The following is an 18,881-nucleotide window of genomic DNA, read 5'->3' on the forward strand; positions in this document are numbered from 1 at the left end:
CCCCGCTCACCCGGATTTCCGGCGAGGCCGCCGAGAGCCGGGTCAGGCCCCGCGCCGGCCCTTCCCCGCGGCCGACGAGGCGCGCGGCCCCTCTCGCCGTGGCCGACGACCGCAGCCGCCCTCCCGCCGCAGCTGGCGCCTGCGCGGCCCCTCTCGCCGTGGCCGACGACCGCAGCCGCCCTCCCGCCGCAGCCGGTGCCTGCGCGGCCCCTCTCGCCGTGGCCGACGACCGCAGCCGCCCTCCCGCCGCAGCCGGTGCCTGCGCGGCCCCTCTCGCCGTGGCCGCTTTCCCCTGCGCAGCCGACGACACGCGCGGCCCTTCCTGTGCACGGCCGATGCTCGCCGTCGCCCGCCTCGGCACGGCCGACGACCGCGGACGCCTTCCCCTGCCCGGCCCATGACCGCCGCCGTCCCCCACCTCCCACCCCCGAGCACGAACGAAGGCCCCGGCCGTCGTCCTGGGGAGGACGAGGGCCGGGGCCTTCGATTCACGCTTGGTTGCGCCGCACCCGCGTGGCGAACGCAGGTTCGGTGTGCGGCGCGGGGTGCCGGTCAGGAGCGGGAGAGAGGGCCCGCTGGGTCCGTACCGGCGATCACATCAGTAGCTCAGCCCTGGAGGGCGGCAACCTTGAGCGCCAGCGCCGACTTCTTGTTGGCGGCGGCGTTCTTGTGGATGACACCCTTCGAGACAGCCTTGTCGAGCTGGCGCGACGCGTCACGGACGGCCACAGTGGCCTTCTCGACGTCACCGGCAGCGGCAGCCTCACGGGCCTTGCGGATCGAGGTCTTGAGCGAGGACTTGACGGCCTTGTTGCGCAGGCGCGCCTTCTCGTTCGTCTTGTTCCGCTTGATCTGGGACTTGATGTTCGCCACGAAAGAGCCTTTTCAGGTTCGTTGGATCTCCTATGTGCGCCACGCCGCTTCTGAGGGCCACGAGGCACAGCTGCCCACGGTAGCAGTCACCCTCGGACCGGCCCAAACCGGTCCCGGCCCCGCGGGCGTGGGACCATGGAGGCTACGTATCGATCCGTCCGACCCGACATCGACCCGAGACACGGCGTCCGGCGTCTCAAGAATCAGGACCCTGCGTGCCCGCGACTCCTACCAACGTGCCCGAGCCGAGCCGTACCGACCCGGCGCTGATCCGCAATTTCTGCATCATCGCGCACATCGACCACGGCAAGTCGACTCTTGCCGACCGGATGCTCCAGCTGACGGGAGTGGTCGACCAGCGGCAGATGCGCGCCCAGTATCTCGACCGGATGGACATCGAGCGCGAGCGCGGCATCACCATCAAGTCCCAGGCGGTCCGTCTGCCGTGGGCGCCCACCGAGGGCGAGGACAAGGGCGCGACCCACATCCTCAACATGATCGACACCCCGGGCCACGTGGACTTCACCTACGAGGTCTCCCGCTCCCTGGCGGCGTGCGAGGGCACAGTCCTCCTGGTCGACGCGGCCCAGGGCATCGAGGCGCAGACGCTGGCCAACCTCTACCTGGCGATGGAGAACGACCTCACCATCGTCCCGGTGCTCAACAAGATCGACCTGCCCGCCGCGCAGCCCGAGAAGTTCTCCGAGGAGCTGGCCAACCTCATCGGCTGCCAGCCGGAGGATGTGCTCAAGGTCTCCGCGAAGACCGGCGTCGGCGTGGACGCGCTGCTCGACCGGGTCGTCCGGGACGTCCCGGCCCCGGTCGGCCAGGCGGACGCCCCCGCCCGCGCGATGATCTTCGACTCGGTCTACGACGCCTACCGCGGCGTCGTCACCTACGTCAGGGTCGTGGACGGCCAGCTCAACAAGCGCGAGCGCATCAAGATGATGTCGACGGGCGCCACCCACGAGCTGCTGGAGATCGGTGTCTCCTCCCCGGAGATGACCCCGGCCGACGGCATCGGCGTGGGTGAGGTCGGCTACATCATCACCGGTGTGAAGGACGTCCGGCAGTCCAAGGTCGGTGACACCATCACCTCCCTGAACAAGGGGGCGACCGAGGCCCTGGGCGGCTACAAGGACCCCAAGCCGATGGTGTTCTCGGGGCTCTACCCCCTGGACGGGTCCGACTACCCGGACCTGCGCGAGGCCCTCGACAAGCTCCAGCTCAACGATGCCGCCCTGGTGTACGAGCCGGAGACCTCCGCCGCGCTCGGCTTCGGCTTCCGCGTGGGCTTCCTCGGCCTGCTGCACCTCGACGTCATCCGTGAGCGCCTGGAGCGCGAGTTCGGTCTGGAGCTCATCGCCACCGCCCCCAACGTGGTCTACCGCGTGGAGATGGAGGACGGCTCCGAACACGTCGTGACCAACCCGAGCGAGTTCCCCGAGGGCAAGATCGACAAGGTGCACGAGCCGGTCGTCAGGGCCACGGTCCTGGCGCCGAGCGAGTTCATCGGCGCGATCATGGAGCTCTGCCAGAACCGGCGCGGCACCCTGATCGGCATGGACTACCTCTCCGAGGACCGGGTCGAGATCCGCTACACCCTGCCGCTCGCCGAGATCGTCTTCGACTTCTTCGACCAGCTGAAGTCCAAGACCCGCGGTTACGCCTCGCTCGACTACGAGCCCACGGGGGAGCAGTCCGCCCAGCTCGTCAAGGTCGACATCCTGCTGCACGGCGACAAGGTCGACGCCTTCTCGGCGGTCACGCACAAGGACAAGGCGTACGCGTACGGTGTCCGGCTCGTCGCCAAGCTGCAGAAGCTCATCCCCCGGCAGAACTTCGAGGTGCCGATCCAGGCGGCCATCGGCTCCCGGGTCATCGCCCGTGAGACCGTCCGCGCCATCCGCAAGGACGTCCTCGCCAAGTGCTACGGCGGTGACATCTCCCGTAAGCGGAAGCTGCTGGAGAAGCAGAAGGAAGGCAAGAAGCGGATGAAGATGGTCGGCAACGTGGAGGTGCCGCAGGACGCGTTCATCTCCGTCCTGTCGACCGACGAGTCGGCCGGTGAGAGCAAGGCCAAGAAGTAGCCCTCACCCGGGGCGGGGCGAGGCCGGGAAGCGGCGCCCCGCCCCGTCCGGACCGGACCACCCGGGCGTACGTTTTCGTGCGTACCCGGGAGTAGCCCAACTGGCCCCTGTGCCGCGGACATCCGCCGCGCAGGGGCCCGGTTCGTTATCAAGCGGCGGCCCGTTGCCTCTTACGTGACGGTCCCGCGCGCTCTACTCTGATCACCACCCGTTAGTTACTCGCCAGTTAAACAAGCAGGCCGAGCGGGCACGAGAAGCAGGACATACAAGCAGCAGCACCCATAAGCCGGTCGTAGCAATGCCGCAGGCCCGGAGGACGTCGTGAGCGACACACAGACCTTGATCGATAGCCGACCGCCCTCCGTGGCGGCCCTCTTCATCGACCGGGTGAAGGCCACCCCGGACGGAGAGGCGTACCGCTTTCCCGTGCCGGCCGCCTCGGGGCAGGGTCCGGACGAATGGAAGTCGCTGACCTGGGCGCAGGCCGCCGAGAGGGTCGACGCCATCGCGGCCGGTCTGATCGGTCTGGGTGTCCGTCCGGAAGAGCGTGTCGCGCTCGCCTCCTCCACCCGCGTCGAGTGGATCCTCGCCGACCTCGGGGTGATGTGTGCGGGCGCCGCGACGACGACGGTCTACCCGTCGACGAACACCGAGGAGTCCGCCTTCATCCTCGCCGACTCCGACAGCCGTGTGCTGATCGCCGAGGACGCCGCGCAACTGGCGAAGGCCCGCGAGAGCCGGGCCTCGCTGCCGGACCTGGCCCATGTCGTCGTCATCGACCCCGCCGGAGCCGGGCCGGCGGAGGGCGATCCGGAGGGATGGGTCCTCACGCTGGCCGAGCTCGAGGCCCGGGGCGCCGAGTACCTCGCCGAGCACCCGGACGCGGTCACCGAGCGGGTCGCGGCCATCACGGCCGACCAGCTGGCGACCCTGATCTACACCTCGGGCACCACCGGCCGCCCCAAGGGCGTACGGCTGCCGCACGACAACTGGTCGTACATGGCCAAGGCGACCGTCTCGACCGGGATGATCAACTCCGACGACGTCCAGTACCTCTGGCTGCCGCTCGCCCACGTCTTCGGCAAGGTCCTCACGTCCGGCCAGATCGAGGTCGGCCACGTCACCGCGGTCGACGGCCGCGTCGACAAGATCATCGAGAACCTTCCGGTGGTCAGGCCGACCTACATGGCGGCCGTGCCCCGCATCTTCGAGAAGGTCTACAACGGGGTCGCCGCCAAGGCGCGGGCGGGCGGCGGCGCCAAGTACAAGATCTTCCAGTGGGCGGCGGAGGTCGCCCGCGAGCACGCGAAGGTCTCGCAGGACAACTTCCGCCGGACCGGCAAGGCTTCCGTCCCCTTCGCCCTCGGGGCCAAGCACAAGGTCGCCGACACCCTGGTCTTCGCGAAGATCCGGGAGGCCTTCGGAGGCCGCCTCCGCGCCTGCATCTCGGGCTCCGCCGCGCTCGCCCCCGACATCGGCCTCTTCTTCTCCGGCGCGGGCATCCACATCCTGGAGGGCTACGGGCTCACCGAGTCCAGCGCCGCCTCCTTCGTCAACCCGGGCGAGGCCTACCGCACCGGAACCGTCGGCAAGCCGCTCCCCGGCACCGAGGTCCGGATCGCGGACGACGGCGAGATCCTGCTGCGTGGCCCCGGCCTCATGGAGGGGTACCACCGGCTGCCGGAGAAGACCGCCGAGGTGCTGGAGTCCGACGGCTGGTTCCACACCGGCGACATCGGCGAGCTCTCCCAGGACGGCTATCTGCGGATCACCGACCGCAAGAAGGACCTGATCAAGACGTCCGGCGGCAAGTACATCGCCCCGGCGGAGGTCGAGGGCCAGTTCAAGGCCGTGTGCCCGTTCGTCTCCAACATCCTGGTGCACGGCGCGGACCGTAACTTCTGCACCGCCCTCATCGCACTCGACGAGCCGACCATCCTCGGCTGGGCGCAGGAGAACGGCCTGGGCGGCAAGCCGTACGCCGACGTGGTCGCCTCCCCCCAGGCCGTGGAGCTCATCGAGGGCTATGTGAAGCGGCTCAACGAGGGCCTCCAGCGCTGGCAGACCATCAAGAAGTTCCGGCTGCTCCCGCGCGACCTCGACATCGAGCACGGTGAGCTGACGCCCAGCCTCAAGCTCAAGAGGCCGGTCGTGGAGCGCGAGTACAAGGACCTCATCGACGACATGTACGCGGGCTCCCGCGAGGCGTGACGGCCGACGAGCACGTCGGAGCGGGGCCGGTGGGCGCGGGTGCGCGCACCGGCCCCGCCGCCGTTCCTGTTCGACTCCGGCCACTTGCGTCACTCGGCGCTTATGGGCACGCCCGGTCTGTCACTCTGTCGGGATACGTCAGCGGCGTTTCGCGAGACTGTCAGGAGCCGCACCGTGGGGCCCATTCCCTTGCAGCGGGACATCGTCCAGCGTCCCGGCACCGTCGTCGCAGGTCAGGGCGAGGGCGCGCGTCCGGTCGCGCGCACGAGCCTGCCCGGCATCCCGCAAGCCTCGGCCGCGGCCCGCAGATTCGTCCGGGCGGCGCTCGGCGACTGGACGGGCCGCGGTCTGCCGTCCACCGGCGAGTTCGGTGAACGGCTCACCGACGACGCGCTGACGGTGGCCAGCGAACTGGTCACCAACGCGGTCGTCCACGCAGGTACGACGGTCGAGCTGCTCCTCAGGCTGGAGGACTCGGCCGGACCCGAGCCGGCCGCCCTGGTGCTGGAGATCACCGACCACCACCCCGCCCGGTCGGTGCGCGACGGCCGTGCCGAGCGCCCCGACCCGGCCGAGTACGGCCGGGGGCTGCAACTCGTCGCCACGCTCGCCGAGTCCTGGGGCATCACCTACCGCACCGGGCTCAAGACCGTCTGGGCCCGGCTCCTGGGCGACGACCGCTACGGCATGCCCGACGTCCAGGCCGTCGACGGCGCCACCCGCGCGCGGGGCGCCGGCGGGACCGCCACCCCCGCGGCCGGGCACGCCGCACGCGACGACGCGGAGTGGGCCGGACGCGGAGGACCCGCCTTCCTGGCCGAGGCCTCCGGGCTGCTCGCGGGCCAGCTCGACGAGGACCTGGTGGCCTCGACGGCGGGCCCCCTCCTGGTGCCCCGCCTCGCCGACTGGTGTGCGATATGGCTGGAGAGCGAGGGCGGCGGCCCGTCGGCGGTGCCCCGCCTCGCGGGCGTCTGGCACAGCGACGAGGCGCGGACCGCGCTGCTGCGCCCCGCACTGGAGAAGGAGCCCCTCCGCTTACCCGGGAGCGTCGGTACCGGCCCGGTGCCCATGCCCTGGCCCGGAGGCACCGCACCGGGGCGCGGCGACGGCGCAGGGGCCGCTCTCGCCCACCGCATCGTCTCGGGGGGCCGGACGCTGGGCGCGGTCCTCGTGGGCCGTGAGGGCACCGACCACATCCCCGACGAGGTGGCCGCCCTCCTCGCGGACTTCGTGCGCCGCGTCGGCCTCGCGGTCGGTGCCGCCCGCGCCTACACCCGCCAGGCCACGATCAGCCGCATCCTCCAGCGTGGCCTGCTCCCCAGCAAGGTCGCCGAGATACCCGGTGTCACCAGCGCGCTCGTGTACGAGCCCGGGGACGACGGCGTGGTCGGCGGCGACTTCTACGACCTGTTCCCGTGCCCAGGCGGCCGCTGGTGCTTCGTGCTCGGGGACGTCCAGGGCAGCGGCCCCGAGGCCGCCGTCGTCACGGGCCTGGCCCGCCCCTGGCTGCGCCTGCTGTCCCGGGAGGGCTTCCGCGTCGGCGAGGTCCTCGACCGCCTCAACCGGCTCCTCCTCGACGACGCGATGGAAGCGGCGGAGGCCGCGGCCCTCATGGTCGCGGCGGCGGGCGGCCAGCAGCTCCAGGGCGGCGGGGAGATGCAGGACGGATCCCAGTCCCGCTTCCTGTCGCTGCTGTACGGCGACCTCGTGCCGCTTCCCGACGGCGGTGTGCGCTGCACCGTGGCGAGCGCGGGCCACCCGCTCCCGCTGCTGCTGCGCCCCGACGGCTCCGTACGCCCGGCCGCCGAGTCACAGGTGCTGCTCGGAGTCGTCGAGGACGTCGCGTACGACAGCCAGAGCTTCGACCTGGAACCCGGCGACAGCCTGCTCTGCGTCACCGACGGGGTGACGGAGCGGCGGTCGGGGCGGCTGATGTTCGACGACGGCGACGGCCTGGCGCGGGTCCTGGCCGGCTGCGCGGGGCTTCCGGCCGCCGGGATAGCCGACCGCATCAAGCGGGCCGTCCACACCTTCGCCGAACGGCCGCCCGACGACGACCTGGCCCTGCTGGTGATCCAGGTCGACGAGGGCCGTCGCGCGGATGTGCGGGGCAGCTCCGCCGGCGAGTGACAATGGACGGTATGCCTTCCGTACTGCCCGATGGTGAGCCCGTGCCCGACGACGGGGCGCTGCCCCGCCATGCCCTGGAAGGCGCCGCCGGCCGTCCGCTCGGCTTCTACCTGCACGTGCCCTACTGCGCCACCCGCTGCGGCTACTGCGACTTCAACACCTACACCGCGACCGAGCTGCGCGGCTCCGGCGGCGCCCTCGCCTCCCGGGACAACTACGCGGCCCACCTGGTCGAGGAGGTGCGCCAGGCCCGCAAGGTCCTCGGCGACGACCCCCGTCCGGTCCGCACGGTCTTCGTCGGCGGCGGTACGCCGACGCTGCTGCCCGCCGCCGACCTCGTCCGGATGCTCGCGGCGATCCGGGAGGAGTTCGGGCTGGCCGAGGACGCCGAGATCACCACGGAGGCCAATCCGGAGTCCGTGGATCCGGCGTACCTGGCGGCGCTGCGGGAGGGCGGCTTCAACCGTGTCTCCTTCGGCATGCAGAGCGCCCGGCAGCACGTCCTGAAGGTCCTGGACCGCACCCACACCCCGGGCAGGCCCGAGGCCTGTGTCGCCGAGGCCCGCGAGGCGGGCTTCGAGCACGTCAACCTCGATCTGATCTACGGGACCCCCGGCGAGTCCGACGACGACTGGCGGGCCTCCCTGGACGCGGCGATCGGCGCCGGGCCCGACCACGTGTCGGCGTACGCGCTGATCGTCGAGGAGGGGACCCAGCTGGCCCGACGGATCCGCCGGGGCGAGGTCCCGATGACGGACGACGACGTCCACGCGGACCGCTATCTGATCGCCGACGAGGCGATGGCCGCGGCCGGCTTCTCCTGGTACGAGGTGTCGAACTGGTCCCGTACGCCGGAGGGCCGCTGCCTGCACAACGAGCTGTACTGGCGCGGGGCGGACTGGTGGGGCGCCGGGCCAGGGGCGCACAGCCACGTCGGCGGGGTGCGCTGGTGGAACGTCAAGCACCCCGGCGCCTATGCGCAGGCCCTCGCCGAGGGCCGTTCGCCCGGGGCCGGCCGCGAGATCCTCGGCGACGAGGACCGGCGGGTCGAACGCATCCTGCTGGAGCTGCGCCTCGTCGAGGGCTGCCCGCTCTCGCTGCTCGCGCCCGCCGGGCTCGCCGCGGCCGGCCGTGCGGTGGCGGACGGGCTGCTGGAGCCCGGGCCGTACACCGAGGGCCGCGCCGTGCTCACCCTGCGCGGCCGCCTGCTGGCCGACGCCGTCGTACGGGACCTGGTGGACTGACCCGGCGGAGGACAGGAGCCCTCACGGCACGGCTATCGCACGGCACCGCACGGCACCGCACCGCAGGCACCGCACCGCACGGCTACGGCACCGCGCACTCGGCGCGGGTGAGCGGTTCGCCGTCACCCGCAGCCCGGCCGCACACGATCCGGCTGCGCGCGTCCGGCCCCGGCTGGGTCACCTCGACGACGTTCAGGCCGTGCACCTTCTGGTCGGCGTACGGGATCGTCCCCCGGAAGGTGATCGTCCCGGTCGGCATGTCGTGCAGGGCGACCGAGTAGAGCGTCGCCCAGGTCTCCGCCGCGCTCTGCGGGGTGTCGCCCCGGGTCGCGGCGGCGTAGAGGGCCGCGGTCGCCTGGTAGGAGATGACGGTCTGCCCGCTGGTGAAGAGCTTGTCCTCGTACGGGCGCTCCTTCGGCAGCGCGGGCAGCTCCCGGCCCTCGGGGAGCAGCGACTGCAGGGTCTTGCGGGAGTCCGACCAGAACGCCCTGCCACCGCCCCGGCTCATGGGCGCGAGGGCGCCGTAGTACAGCGTGACCTTGTCCGCGAGCTTCGTCGAGTCGTCGAAGCGCGCCTTGGCCAGGTCGTCCCCGGTGAACACCGTGATGGCCTTGTCCGAGCAGCCGGCGGTCTGTCCCAGGCCGGACATCAGCGTGTTGACGTCCTCGACCCGGCCCGCGAAGTACAGGGCGTCGGGCACGCGCTCCGCACCGCAGATCGCGTGCAGCGGTGTGTCGAGATTGGCGGAGCCGCCGTCCCTGGAGAGGGAGTACTGGGTGTCGGAGGCCACGGTGAAGCCGGTCCGCTTCAGCATCTCCAGGCCGACCCTGCGCTGTTCGGTGGTGTACCGGTCCTTGTCCTCGTTGGCCACCTTCCTCGACAGGACGACCGCCTGCGGATCGTCCAGCCGGTCCGCCAGCTGCCCGGCGATCAGCCCGACGGCGTCCGCCTGCTCCTCGTCGGTCGCGGCGAGTCCGAAGTAGTTCGGGTAGGAACGGGCCAGGTCGCTGCCGGAGTTCGTGGTGTCCACCAGGGGCAGCCCGGCGCGCTGGAGGAGTCCCGTGGCGGCCGCGCTCTCCGTGGTGTTGCGGCCGAGGCCCACCACGCCGACGACGGACGGGTCCCGCCGGGCGACCTCGACGATCTTCCTGACCGCCGTGGTCTGGCGCAGCATGTCCTGGCCGCCGTTGGCCGTCAGGACCCGGAGCTTGACGGAACGATTCGCCGTGTCGTTGACGAACCGCTGATGGAGATAGACACCGGTCAGCTCCTCCAGGCCCTTACGCGTGTCCTCCCTGTTCGCGTCGGTTCCGGTGAGCGGGCCCGCGTAGACGACGGTGACCCGCGGCTCGTCCGCGCCTATGCCCGCGTTCTGCTCCCGTATCGCCTGCTCGATCCGCTCGAAGGTGACGCCTTCGCCCGCCCCGTTCAGCTGGAGGGTGTTGCCCTCGGCGAACCGCACCTGCGAGGCCGTCGCCACCCCGATGCACTCCTTCGCGCCGCTCGGACCGGCCAGGCGCACCGCGTCCGTGCTGCGCCCGGTGAGCGGGCCGTAGCAGTACGTCTCCTTCCAGTGCTGGCTCCACAGGAAGGTCCCCAGCAGGGCGCAGACCAGCACCAGGGCCATCGCCTTCCCCGACATCACCCACCAGGCCCACGTGCGGCGGACCCGGTGCGTGACGAGCTGGGCGTGCGCGTGCTCGTGGGTCAGCTGGCCGGTGGACAGGGGGAGCCGCAGCACCCAGGCCAGCCGTACGGCCGCCGCCGGAGCCTGGCCGACGCTCAGGTCGTCGACCCATGCCTCGTACCGCGCGCGGGCCCCCGACCGGATGCCGCCGTGCGCGGGCGGTTCCGGGGGGAGCGGCGGGGTGTGCCGCATGATGCGGTCGGCCGGGAGGGACGCCAGGAGCAGCAGCGGGTCCACCTCGCTGCGCCGCGAACGGACGTTGTTGACGGCGTTGATCAGCAGGATGCCGCCGTTGTCCTGGGTGGCGGTCGGCAGGAAGACCACGGGCGGGACCGTGCGCTTGCTGCGCCGCCAGTCCAGGGCGTGCGGCCGGTAGCAGTCCAGCAGGTCCTCCAGCAGTGCCTGGACCCGCAGCTCCAGATGGAACTGGCGCGCGTGCTCGTCGCCGGCCCCCGCGTCGGCGACCCGCTCCGCGACGGCGGCTGCCCGCGCCCGGATCACCCGCCACGAACGGCTCGGCGAGAAGCGCGACCAGCCGTCCGAGGGGTACGCGGTGCTCGACGCGGCCAGGGACGAGGTCGTCGCCAGCCACCTGCTGGCCGGGCGCAGCCACAGCAGCGGCGGCGCCGCCCTGGTCAGCAGCCGTACGACCGCCAGCCCGAGCAGCGCCACGGCGGCGACCACGGCGGTGAGGAGCCAGCCGATCTCGCCCAGCAGCACGCTGAGCACGGCGATGAAGACGGCCCCCAGGAACGTCTCCGGCCGGACCGACGCGCGCAGCGAGTCCCACCAGGTGTGCTCCGACCGGTTGGCCCGCCAGCGCAGGCTGCCCAGCTGTTCGAGGATCCGCTCGTCGCGTTCACGGGCCGAACCCCAGTCCGGCTGCGCGACGACCGTGGCCGTGGCCTGCTCGATGGCGGCGAGCAGCCGGGAGCGGGGAAAGGCGAAGGGCTTGTACTGCGAGGTGCGCCGGGTCTCCCAGGGCCGCCCGGTGAGGGTGCGGACCATGGAGAGCGCCGCGTCGTACGGGGTGGCGCCCCGGCCCTCGACCAGCTTCACCGGCACCCGGCGCAGCTGGTTCGCCCGGTGCACCTGGTGGACGATCTGCTCGACCCTGCCGTCGATCTCCTGGCCGGCGGACGCGTCCTCCGCCTGCGCCACGACCAGCGGCATCACCGGCCGGTTGACGCGGTACTGGTCGATCAGCTCCTGCATCAGGTGGAAGACGGCGGAGGCCGCCTCGTTCTCCGCGCTGTCCCGCCACACTTCGCGTGTCATCCGGCCCCCGTGCCTTCCCACCGCCTGCCCGGCGGTCACCCCTCAATAACGGATGGCGTGCGGGCGGCGCAGGAGTTCACGGGGATCGGTACCGGATCCTCCTCGACCCGTACCGGTACATCAGGAAGGAAGGGTGACGAAGTCGATCAATTCCTCCACGCGGCCCAGGAGCTGCGGCTCCAGGTCCTTGTACGAGCCGACCCGGGAGAGGATGTGCTGCCAGGCCGCACCGGTGTTCTCCGGCCAGCCCAGGGCCCGGCACACGCCCGTCTTCCAGTCCTGGCCGCGCGGCACCGCCGGCCACCCGGGGATGCCCACGGACGACGGCTTCACCGCCTCCCAGACGTCGATGTACGGGTGCCCGACCACCAGCACGTGCCCGTCGGTGACCTGCGCGGCGATCCGGGACTCCTTGGAGCCGGGCACCAGGTGGTCGACGAGCACCCCCAGCCGGGCGTCCGGGCCGGGCGCGAACTCCCGCACGATCGCCGGGAGGTCGTCGATGCCCTCCAGGTACTCCACCACGACGCCCTCGATGCGCAGGTCGTCGCCCCAGACCCGCTCGACGAGCTCGGCGTCGTGCCGTCCCTCCACGTAGATCCGCCCCGCCCGCGCGACCCGTGCCCGCGCCCCGGGCACGGCCACCGAGCCTGAGGCGGTCCGCGTGGGGCGGGCGGGCCCGCCCGCCGAGGGGCGCACGAGCGTGACCACCTTCCCCTCCAGCAGGAAGCCGCGCGGCTCCATGGGGAAGACCCGGTGCTTGCCGAAGCGGTCCTCCAGCGTGACCGTCGGCCCCTGGGCCGTCTTCTCGCACCGGATCACCGCCCCGCAGAAGCCGGTGACGGCCTCCTCGACGACCAGGTCGGGCTCGGCGGGGACCTCGGGGGCCGGGGCGGACTTCTTCCACGGCGGAGTCAGATCCGGCTGGTAGCTGCGCATGGCACGACGATAAACGGGGGCCCTTTCACGACACGCCGAAGCGGGAAGCCAGCTGATCGCGCTGGGCCCGTACGAACGCCGCGTCCACCACCGCCCCGTGTCCGGGCACGTACAGCGCGTTCTCGCCGCCCAGCTCCAGCAGCCGGTCCAGTGCGGCCGGCCAGTGCGAGGGGACGGCGTCGCGGCCCGCCTGCGGTTCACCGGACTCCTCGACCAGATCGCCGCAGAGCACCACGACCGGGGAGCCCGGCACCAGCACCGCGAGATCATGGCCGCTGTGCCCGGGGCCCACGTTGGCCAGCAGCACCTGGAGCCCGCCGCCGAGATCGAGCGTGGACTCGCCGCTGACCTGGTGCCGCGGTGCCACCAGGGCGTCCGTGGCCGCCGTGGCGTCCGCCTCGCCCATCCCGTGCCGCAGCGCGTCCGCGCGCAGCTCCTCGGCGCCGCGCTCCAGCAGCTCCGCCGTACCGACCGCGCCGTGGACCGCCGTCCCGGAGAAGGCCGCGGTGCCGAGTACATGGTCGAAGTGCGGATGGCTCAGTGCGATATGCGTCACCCTCCGGCCCAGCAGCGCCTCCGCCTGGGTCCGCAGCTCGACCCCCTCCCGGAGCGTCGAACCGGTGTCGTACAGCAGCACGCCGTCCGCCCCCGCCACCAGCGCGACGGTGGCGTCCCAGACGGGAAGGCGCCGCCGTCCCGTACCGTTGCCCAACCGCTCCCAGCCGAACTCTTCCCAACTGACGTCCATACGGCGACGCTATCCGCAACGACCTGCGTACTCCTGCGAAGGCGTGGCCGGTCGCCCTTGCCCCGGGCCCACCCCGCCCCCGTACACTGACCGGGGGGATTGCTGGCACTCGAACGCACAGAGTGCCAGGCGGAAGCCGAAGAACCACAGCTGGAGGTGTGCGCGGTGCTCAGCGAACGCAGACTCGAAGTGCTGCGCGCCATCGTCCAGGACTATGTCGGCACCGAGGAGCCCGTCGGCTCCAAGGCGCTCACGGAGCGGCACAGCCTCGGAGTCTCCCCGGCGACCGTCCGCAACGACATGGCCGTGCTGGAGGACGAGGGCTTCATCGCCCAGCCGCACACGAGTGCGGGGCGCATTCCGACGGACAAGGGCTACCGGCTCTTCGTCGACAAGCTCGCGGGCGTCAAGCCCCTGTCGTCGCCGGAGCGCCGGGCCATCCAGAACTTCCTCGACGGCGCGGTCGACCTCGACGACGTCGTGGGCCGCACGGTCCGGCTGCTCGCGCAGCTGACCAGGCAGGTCGCCGTCGTGCAGTACCCCTCGCTGACCCGGTCGACCGTGCGGCACGTGGAGCTGCTGTCGCTGGCCCCGGCCAGGCTGATGCTCGTGCTGATCACGGACACGGGCCGGGTCGAACAGCGTATGATCGACTGTCCTGCACCGTTCGGTGACACGTCACTGGCCGATCTCCGGGCCCGGCTGAACAGCCGGGTCGTCGGACGACGGTTCGCGGACGTCCCGCGGCTCGTGCAGGACCTGCCGGAGTCCTTCGAGGCCGAGGACCGGGGAACCGTGTCGACGGTTCTCTCCGTCCTTCTCGAGACCCTGGTCGAAGAGACGGAGGAGCGGCTGATCATCGGCGGCACCTCCAACCTCACCCGTTTCGGACACGACTTCCCTGTGATGATCCGGCCGGTGCTGGAAGCGCTGGAGGAGCAGGTCGTGCTGCTGAAGCTGCTCGGTGAGGCAACGGATTCGGGCATGACCGTACGGATCGGGCACGAGAACGCCCATGAGGGCCTCAACTCCACGTCCGTCGTCGCGGTCGGCTACGGTTCGGGCGACGAGGCAGTCGCCAAACTCGGCGTGGTCGGACCGACCCGCATGGACTACCCCGGAACGATGGGAGCGGTACGCGCAGTGGCACGTTACGTCGGACAGATCCTGGCGGATTCGTAAGTGGCCACGGACTACTACGCCGTACTAGGCGTGCGCCGCGACGCATCTCAGGACGAGATCAAGAAGGCATTCCGCAGGCTCGCCCGCGAGCTGCACCCGGATGTCAACCCGGATCCGAAGACCCAGGAGCGGTTCAAGGAGATCAACGCCGCTTACGAGGTGCTGTCGGACCCGCAGAAGAAGCAGGTCTACGACCTCGGCGGCGACCCGCTGTCCGCCTCGGGCGGCGGCGGTGGCGCGGGAGGCTTCGGAGCCGGCGGCTTCGGCAACTTCAGCGACATCATGGACGCGTTCTTCGGCACGGCGTCGCAGCGCGGACCCCGTTCGCGCACCCGGCGCGGCCAGGACGCGATGATCCGGCTGGAGATCGACCTCTCCGAGGCGGCCTTCGGCACCACCAAGGACATCCAGGTCGACACGGCGGTCGTCTGTACGACCTGTAGTGGCGAGGGCGCCGCACCCGGCACCTCCGCGCAGACCTGTGACATGTGCCGCGGCCGCGGCGAGGTCTCCCAGGTCACCAGGTCCTTCCTCGGCCAGGTCATGACCTCGCGGCCCTGCCCGCAGTGCCAGGGCTTCGGCACGGTCGTGCCGACCCCGTGCCCCGAGTGCGCCGGTGACGGACGCATCCGCTCGCGGCGCACCCTCACCGTGAAGATCCCCGCCGGTGTCGACAACGGCACCCGGATCCAGCTCGCGGGCGAGGGCGAGGTCGGCCCCGGCGGCGGCCCCGCCGGCGACCTCTACGTCGAGATCCACGAGCTCTCGCACGGCGTGTTCCAGCGCCGCGGCGACGATCTCCACTGCACGGTCACCATCCCGATGACCGCCGCGGCGCTCGGCACCCAGGTGCCGCTGGAGACGCTCGACGGCCTGGAGGAGATCGACATCAGGCCGGGCACCCAGTCCGGACAGTCGGTCCCGCTGCACGGGCGGGGCATCACGCACCTGCGCGGCGGCGGACGCGGCGACCTGATCGTGCACGTCGAGGTCATGACCCCGACGAAGATGGACCCGGAGCAGGAGCGCCTCCTGCGGGAGCTGGCCCAGATGCGCGGCGAGGAGCGGCCCACGGGGCAGTTCCAGCCGGGACAGCAGGGGCTGTTCTCCCGTCTGAAGGACGCCTTCAACGGCCGCTGAGCCTGCCGCGGCACCGTCCGCGGACCCTGTCACCGCACCGCCCGCCGGCCTCGTACCGGCGGGCGGTGCGCTGTGTGCGGCGGCCCGTCCGCCGTGTGAAAGGGCTGATTCGGCACGATCCGTCGGACGTGGCACGATGCGGTCATGTCCTTGGCGCTGACCGGTCTCTGCCGCTACCCGATCGTGCAGGCTCCGATGGCGGGCGGCACGTCCCGCCCGGAGCTCGCCGCGGCCGTCGGCGAGGCCGGGGGGATCGGTTTCCTCGCCGCCGGATACAAGACGGCGGACGGCATGTACAACGAGGTGAAGCAGGTCCGGAGGGCGACCGCCCGGCCCTTCGGCGTCAACCTCTTCATGCCGCAGCCCCTGGTCGCCGACCCGGGCGCCGTCGAGATGTACCGCAACCAGCTCGCCGGCGAGGCCACCTGGTACGAGACGCCCCTCGGCGACACCGACGCAGACGGTGACGACGGCTACGAGGCCAAGGTCGCCATCCTGCTGGAGGACCCCGTGCCTCTGGTCTCCTTCACCTTCGGCTGCCCCACCCGTGAGGTCCTCGACGGCTTCGCCGCCGCCGGCACGCTCACCGTCGTCACGGTCACCTCGGCCCAGGAGGCGCGGAACGCCCGGTGGGCGGGCGCCGGTGCGCTCTGCGTCCAGGGGACCGAGGCGGGCGGCCACCAGTCCACCCACCGCGACGACGCCCAGGCCGGTCTCACCGGCACCGGACTGCTCGCCCTGCTCGCCGAGGTCCGCGCCTCCGTGGACCTCCCGGTGATCGCGGCCGGCGGACTGATGCTCGGCTCCCAGATCACGGCCGTGCTGGCGGCCGGTGCCGACGCGGCGCAGCTCGGCACGGCGTTCCTGCCCTGCCCCGAGTCGGGGGCGCACCCGCTGCACAAGCAGGCACTGACCAACCCGCTGTTCGTGACCACGACCCTGACCCGGGCGTTCTCCGGCCGCCCCGCGCGCGGGCTGGTCAACCGGTTCGTGCGGGAGCACGGCCCGTACGCCCCGGCCGCCTACCCGCAGGTGCACCAGATGACCAGCCCGCTGCGCAAGGCGGCCGCCAAGGCCGGGGACGCCCAGGGCATGGCCCTGTGGGCGGGCCAGGGCCACCGGCTCGCGCGGGAGCTGCCCGCCGGGGAGCTCGTCGGCCTGCTCGCCGCCGAGATGGAAGCCGCGCGTGCGGCCGTGAGTGTGAGGAGTGCCCAGTGACGGCACCGGTCTTCGTCGTCGAACAGCTCCCCGGCGGAAAGGAGTTCGTCCTGGACGGGCCCGAGGGACGGCACGCCGTCTCGGTGAGGCGGCTGACCCCGGGCGAGGACGTGGTCCTCACCGACGGGCGGGGCCACTGGGCGGAAGGTGTCGTACGGGCGGCCGAGGGCAAGGACCGCCTCCTCGTCACCGGCCTGGAGACGGTGCACGAGGAGCCGCCTCCCGCCCCCTTCATCACCGTCGTCCAGGCGCTGCCCAAGGGGGACCGGGGCGAGGTCGCCGTGGAGACGATGACGGAGACGGGCGTCGATGCGATCGTGCCCTGGCAGGCGGCGCGCTGCATCACGCAGTGGAAGGGCGACCGCGGGCTCAAATCCCTCACGAAATGGCGCAACACGGCTCGCGAGGCCGGCAAGCAGTCGCGCCGGGTGCGGTTCCCCGAGGTGGCGGATGCCATGACGACCAAGCAGGTCGCCGCCCTGCTCGCCGCGGCGGACTTCGCGGGCGTCCTGCACGAGGACCGGGAGACCGCCGGCGAGCCGCTGGCGACCGCCGCACTCCCCGCCACCGGCACGATCGTCCTCGTCGTGGGCCCGGAGGGCGGGGTGTCGCCCCAGGAGCTGGCCGCCTTCGCCGAGGCGGGAGCGCCCCCGTACAGGCTCGGACCCAGCGTGCTGCGCACCTCGACCGCGGGGACGGCTGCGGTCGCCCTGCTGATGGGGCGCACCGGGCGCTGGAGCTGAGGCACTGCGCTCCCCGTGCCCGCCGCAGGTCCGTCCGACCGCCCCGGCCGGATAGCATGCCGGAGTACTGATCACGAGGACCGAACGGACCGAGGAGGCCGGGCCATGGCGGGAGAGCCGCAGACCGACTGCCTGTTCTGCAAGATCGTCACGGGCGACATCCCGGCGACCATCGTCCGCGAGAGCGAGACGACCGTCGCCTTCCGTGACATAAACCCCCAGGCCCCGACCCACGTCCTGGTCATCCCCAAGGCGCACTACCCGGACGCCGCCGCGCTCGCCGCCGCGGAACCGGGGACCGCCGCGGACGTGCTGCGCGAGGCCGGTCTGGTCGCCGCCGACGAGAAGATCACCGAGAGCGGCTACCGCATCGTCCTCAACACCGGTGCCGGCGCCGGGCAGACCGTCTTCCACGCGCACGCCCACGTCCTGGGCGGACGCGGGATGCAGTGGCCCCCCGGCTAGGCAGGCCGCACCCGTGTCCGTACGAGAACTCGTGGTCCTCGGCACCGCAAGCCAGGTGCCGACCCGTCACCGCAACCACAACGGCTACCTGCTGCGATGGGACGGCGAGGGCATCCTCTTCGATCCCGGCGAGGGAACCCAGCGCCAGATGCTGAGGGCGGGCGTCGCCGCGCACGACATCGACCGGATCTGCGTCACCCACTTCCACGGTGACCACGCGCTGGGGCTGGCCGGTGTGATCCAGCGGATCAACCTCGACCAGGTCCCGCACCCCGTCACCGCCCACTTCCCGGCGAGCGGACAGCACTTCTTCGACCGGCTGCGGTACTCCACCGCCTACCGCGAGTCCGTCGAGCTGACCGAGGCCCCGGTCTCCGCCGACGGCGTCCTCGCCACCACGGGCGCGTACACCCTCGACAGCCACCGGCTCTCGCACCCCGTCGAGTCCTACGGCTACCGCCTGACCGAGCCCGACCGGCTGCGCATGCTGCCCGCGAAACTGGCCGAGCACGGCATCGGCGGTCCGGACGTCGGGCGGATCCAGCGGGACGGCGCCCTGCGCGGCATCCCGCTGGAGGAGGTCTCCGAGACCCGCCGCGGACAGCGCTTCGCCTTCGTCATGGACACCCGGCTCTGCGACGGCGCGTTCGCGCTGGCCGAGGGATGCGACATGCTGGTCATCGAGTCGACGTTCCTCGACGAGGACGGCCGGCTCGCCGCCGACCACGGTCACCTCACCGCCGGCCAGGCGGCCCGGGTGGCGAAGGAGTCGGGCGTACGGCACCTCGTGCTGACGCACTTCTCCCAGCGCTACTCCGACCCGGAGGCCTTCGAGAGGCAGGCCAGGGCAGCCGGCTTCGAAGGCGAACTGACCATCGCCCAGGACCTGATCAGGGTCCCGGTACCCACCCGCCACACGTAACGTAACGAGAA

Annotated in this window: 14 protein-coding genes; 10 read left to right on the forward strand and 4 right to left on the reverse strand. The window is 72.0% G+C overall.

Features of this window, described 5'->3' with window-relative positions; genetic code table 11:
- Nucleotides 1-606: 606 nt before the first annotated feature.
- A complete protein-coding gene (rpsT, locus tag ACFC51_RS07855) occupies nucleotides 607-873 on the reverse strand; it encodes a 30S ribosomal protein S20 (protein ID WP_014156344.1) in 267 nt (88 codons plus the stop codon).
- A gap of 215 nt (nucleotides 874-1,088) precedes the next feature.
- Between rpsT and lepA the strand changes: the two genes are divergently transcribed.
- From lepA to hemW, 4 genes are all read left to right on the forward strand, one after another.
- Nucleotides 1,089-2,963 carry a translation elongation factor 4 gene (lepA, locus tag ACFC51_RS07860; RefSeq protein WP_376368578.1) on the forward strand — a complete coding sequence of 625 codons (1,875 nt, stop codon included), beginning with the start codon at nucleotides 1,089-1,091 and terminating at the stop codon, nucleotides 2,961-2,963.
- 321 nt (nucleotides 2,964-3,284) lie between these two features.
- Nucleotides 3,285-5,174 (forward strand): AMP-dependent synthetase/ligase, encoded by a 1,890-nt coding sequence (locus ACFC51_RS07865; RefSeq protein WP_376368577.1) that lies wholly within the window; start codon nucleotides 3,285-3,287, stop codon nucleotides 5,172-5,174.
- Nucleotides 5,175-5,348: 174 nt separating this feature from the next.
- The gene (locus tag ACFC51_RS07870; RefSeq protein ID WP_376368576.1) at nucleotides 5,349-7,304 is read left to right on the forward strand and encodes a SpoIIE family protein phosphatase; all 1,956 of its coding nucleotides are present in this window, start codon (nucleotides 5,349-5,351) and stop codon (nucleotides 7,302-7,304) included.
- An 11-nt stretch (nucleotides 7,305-7,315) separates the two neighbouring features.
- On the forward strand, nucleotides 7,316-8,548 hold the full coding sequence (gene hemW / locus ACFC51_RS07875; protein WP_376527536.1) for a radical SAM family heme chaperone HemW: 1,233 nt from the start codon (nucleotides 7,316-7,318) through the stop codon (nucleotides 8,546-8,548).
- A gap of 82 nt (nucleotides 8,549-8,630) precedes the next feature.
- Here hemW and ACFC51_RS07880 read toward each other — a convergent pair whose 3' ends face one another.
- The 3 genes from ACFC51_RS07880 to ACFC51_RS07890 all read right to left on the reverse strand — a co-directional run bounded on the left by ACFC51_RS07880 (nucleotide 8,631) and on the right by ACFC51_RS07890 (nucleotide 13,200).
- Nucleotides 8,631-11,513, reverse strand: a complete 2,883-nt coding sequence (locus ACFC51_RS07880; RefSeq protein WP_376527538.1) for an ABC transporter substrate-binding protein — start codon at nucleotides 11,511-11,513, stop codon at nucleotides 8,631-8,633.
- A 120-nt stretch (nucleotides 11,514-11,633) separates the two neighbouring features.
- On the reverse strand, nucleotides 11,634-12,452 hold the full coding sequence (locus ACFC51_RS07885; RefSeq protein ID WP_376368573.1) for a DUF3097 domain-containing protein: 819 nt from the start codon (nucleotides 12,450-12,452) through the stop codon (nucleotides 11,634-11,636).
- Between the two features lie 25 nt (nucleotides 12,453-12,477).
- Nucleotides 12,478-13,200, reverse strand: coding sequence for an MBL fold metallo-hydrolase (locus tag ACFC51_RS07890; protein WP_376527541.1), 723 nt, complete (start codon nucleotides 13,198-13,200; stop codon nucleotides 12,478-12,480).
- Between the two features lie 165 nt (nucleotides 13,201-13,365).
- Here ACFC51_RS07890 and hrcA point away from each other — a divergent pair, with 165 nt between their 5' ends.
- The 6 genes from hrcA to ACFC51_RS07920 all read left to right on the forward strand — a co-directional run bounded on the left by hrcA (nucleotide 13,366) and on the right by ACFC51_RS07920 (nucleotide 18,870).
- Nucleotides 13,366-14,382 (forward strand): heat-inducible transcriptional repressor HrcA, encoded by a 1,017-nt coding sequence (gene hrcA, locus ACFC51_RS07895; protein WP_376368609.1) that lies wholly within the window; start codon nucleotides 13,366-13,368, stop codon nucleotides 14,380-14,382.
- Nucleotides 14,383-15,522 (forward strand): molecular chaperone DnaJ, encoded by a 1,140-nt coding sequence (gene dnaJ / locus ACFC51_RS07900; protein WP_376368571.1) that lies wholly within the window; start codon nucleotides 14,383-14,385, stop codon nucleotides 15,520-15,522.
- A gap of 144 nt (nucleotides 15,523-15,666) precedes the next feature.
- On the forward strand, nucleotides 15,667-16,740 hold the full coding sequence (locus tag ACFC51_RS07905; RefSeq protein ID WP_376368570.1) for a nitronate monooxygenase: 1,074 nt from the start codon (nucleotides 15,667-15,669) through the stop codon (nucleotides 16,738-16,740).
- Nucleotides 16,737-17,483, forward strand: a complete 747-nt coding sequence (locus ACFC51_RS07910) for a 16S rRNA (uracil(1498)-N(3))-methyltransferase (RefSeq protein WP_376368569.1) — start codon at nucleotides 16,737-16,739, stop codon at nucleotides 17,481-17,483. Before ACFC51_RS07905 ends, ACFC51_RS07910 begins: the two co-directional genes overlap by 4 nt.
- A 105-nt stretch (nucleotides 17,484-17,588) precedes the next feature.
- Nucleotides 17,589-17,948, forward strand: coding sequence for a histidine triad nucleotide-binding protein (locus tag ACFC51_RS07915; RefSeq protein WP_376368568.1), 360 nt, complete (start codon nucleotides 17,589-17,591; stop codon nucleotides 17,946-17,948).
- 13 nt (nucleotides 17,949-17,961) lie between these two features.
- Nucleotides 17,962-18,870, forward strand: coding sequence for a ribonuclease Z (locus ACFC51_RS07920; RefSeq protein WP_376368567.1), 909 nt, complete (start codon nucleotides 17,962-17,964; stop codon nucleotides 18,868-18,870).
- Nucleotides 18,871-18,881 lie beyond the last annotated feature (11 nt).

The organism is Streptomyces sp. NPDC055962 (assembly GCF_042270185.1).
Lineage (GTDB): Bacteria > Actinomycetota > Actinomycetes > Streptomycetales > Streptomycetaceae > Streptomyces.

What these genes read in the sequence shown, in the direction of transcription:
- ACFC51_RS07915 (WP_376368568.1), top strand. Translation starts at nt 17,589, where the DNA reads ATGGCGGGAGAGCCGCAGACCGACTGCCTGTTCTGCAAGATCGTCACG.
- ACFC51_RS07890 (WP_376527541.1), bottom strand. Translation starts at nt 13,200, where the DNA reads ATGGACGTCAGTTGGGAAGAGTTCGGCTGGGAGCGGTTGGGCAACGGT.
- ACFC51_RS07880 (WP_376527538.1), bottom strand. Translation starts at nt 11,513, where the DNA reads ATGACACGCGAAGTGTGGCGGGACAGCGCGGAGAACGAGGCGGCCTCC.
- ACFC51_RS07885 (WP_376368573.1), bottom strand. Translation starts at nt 12,452, where the DNA reads ATGCGCAGCTACCAGCCGGATCTGACTCCGCCGTGGAAGAAGTCCGCC.
- hemW (WP_376527536.1), top strand. Translation starts at nt 7,316, where the DNA reads ATGCCTTCCGTACTGCCCGATGGTGAGCCCGTGCCCGACGACGGGGCG.
- ACFC51_RS07905 (WP_376368570.1), top strand. Translation starts at nt 15,667, where the DNA reads ATGTCCTTGGCGCTGACCGGTCTCTGCCGCTACCCGATCGTGCAGGCT.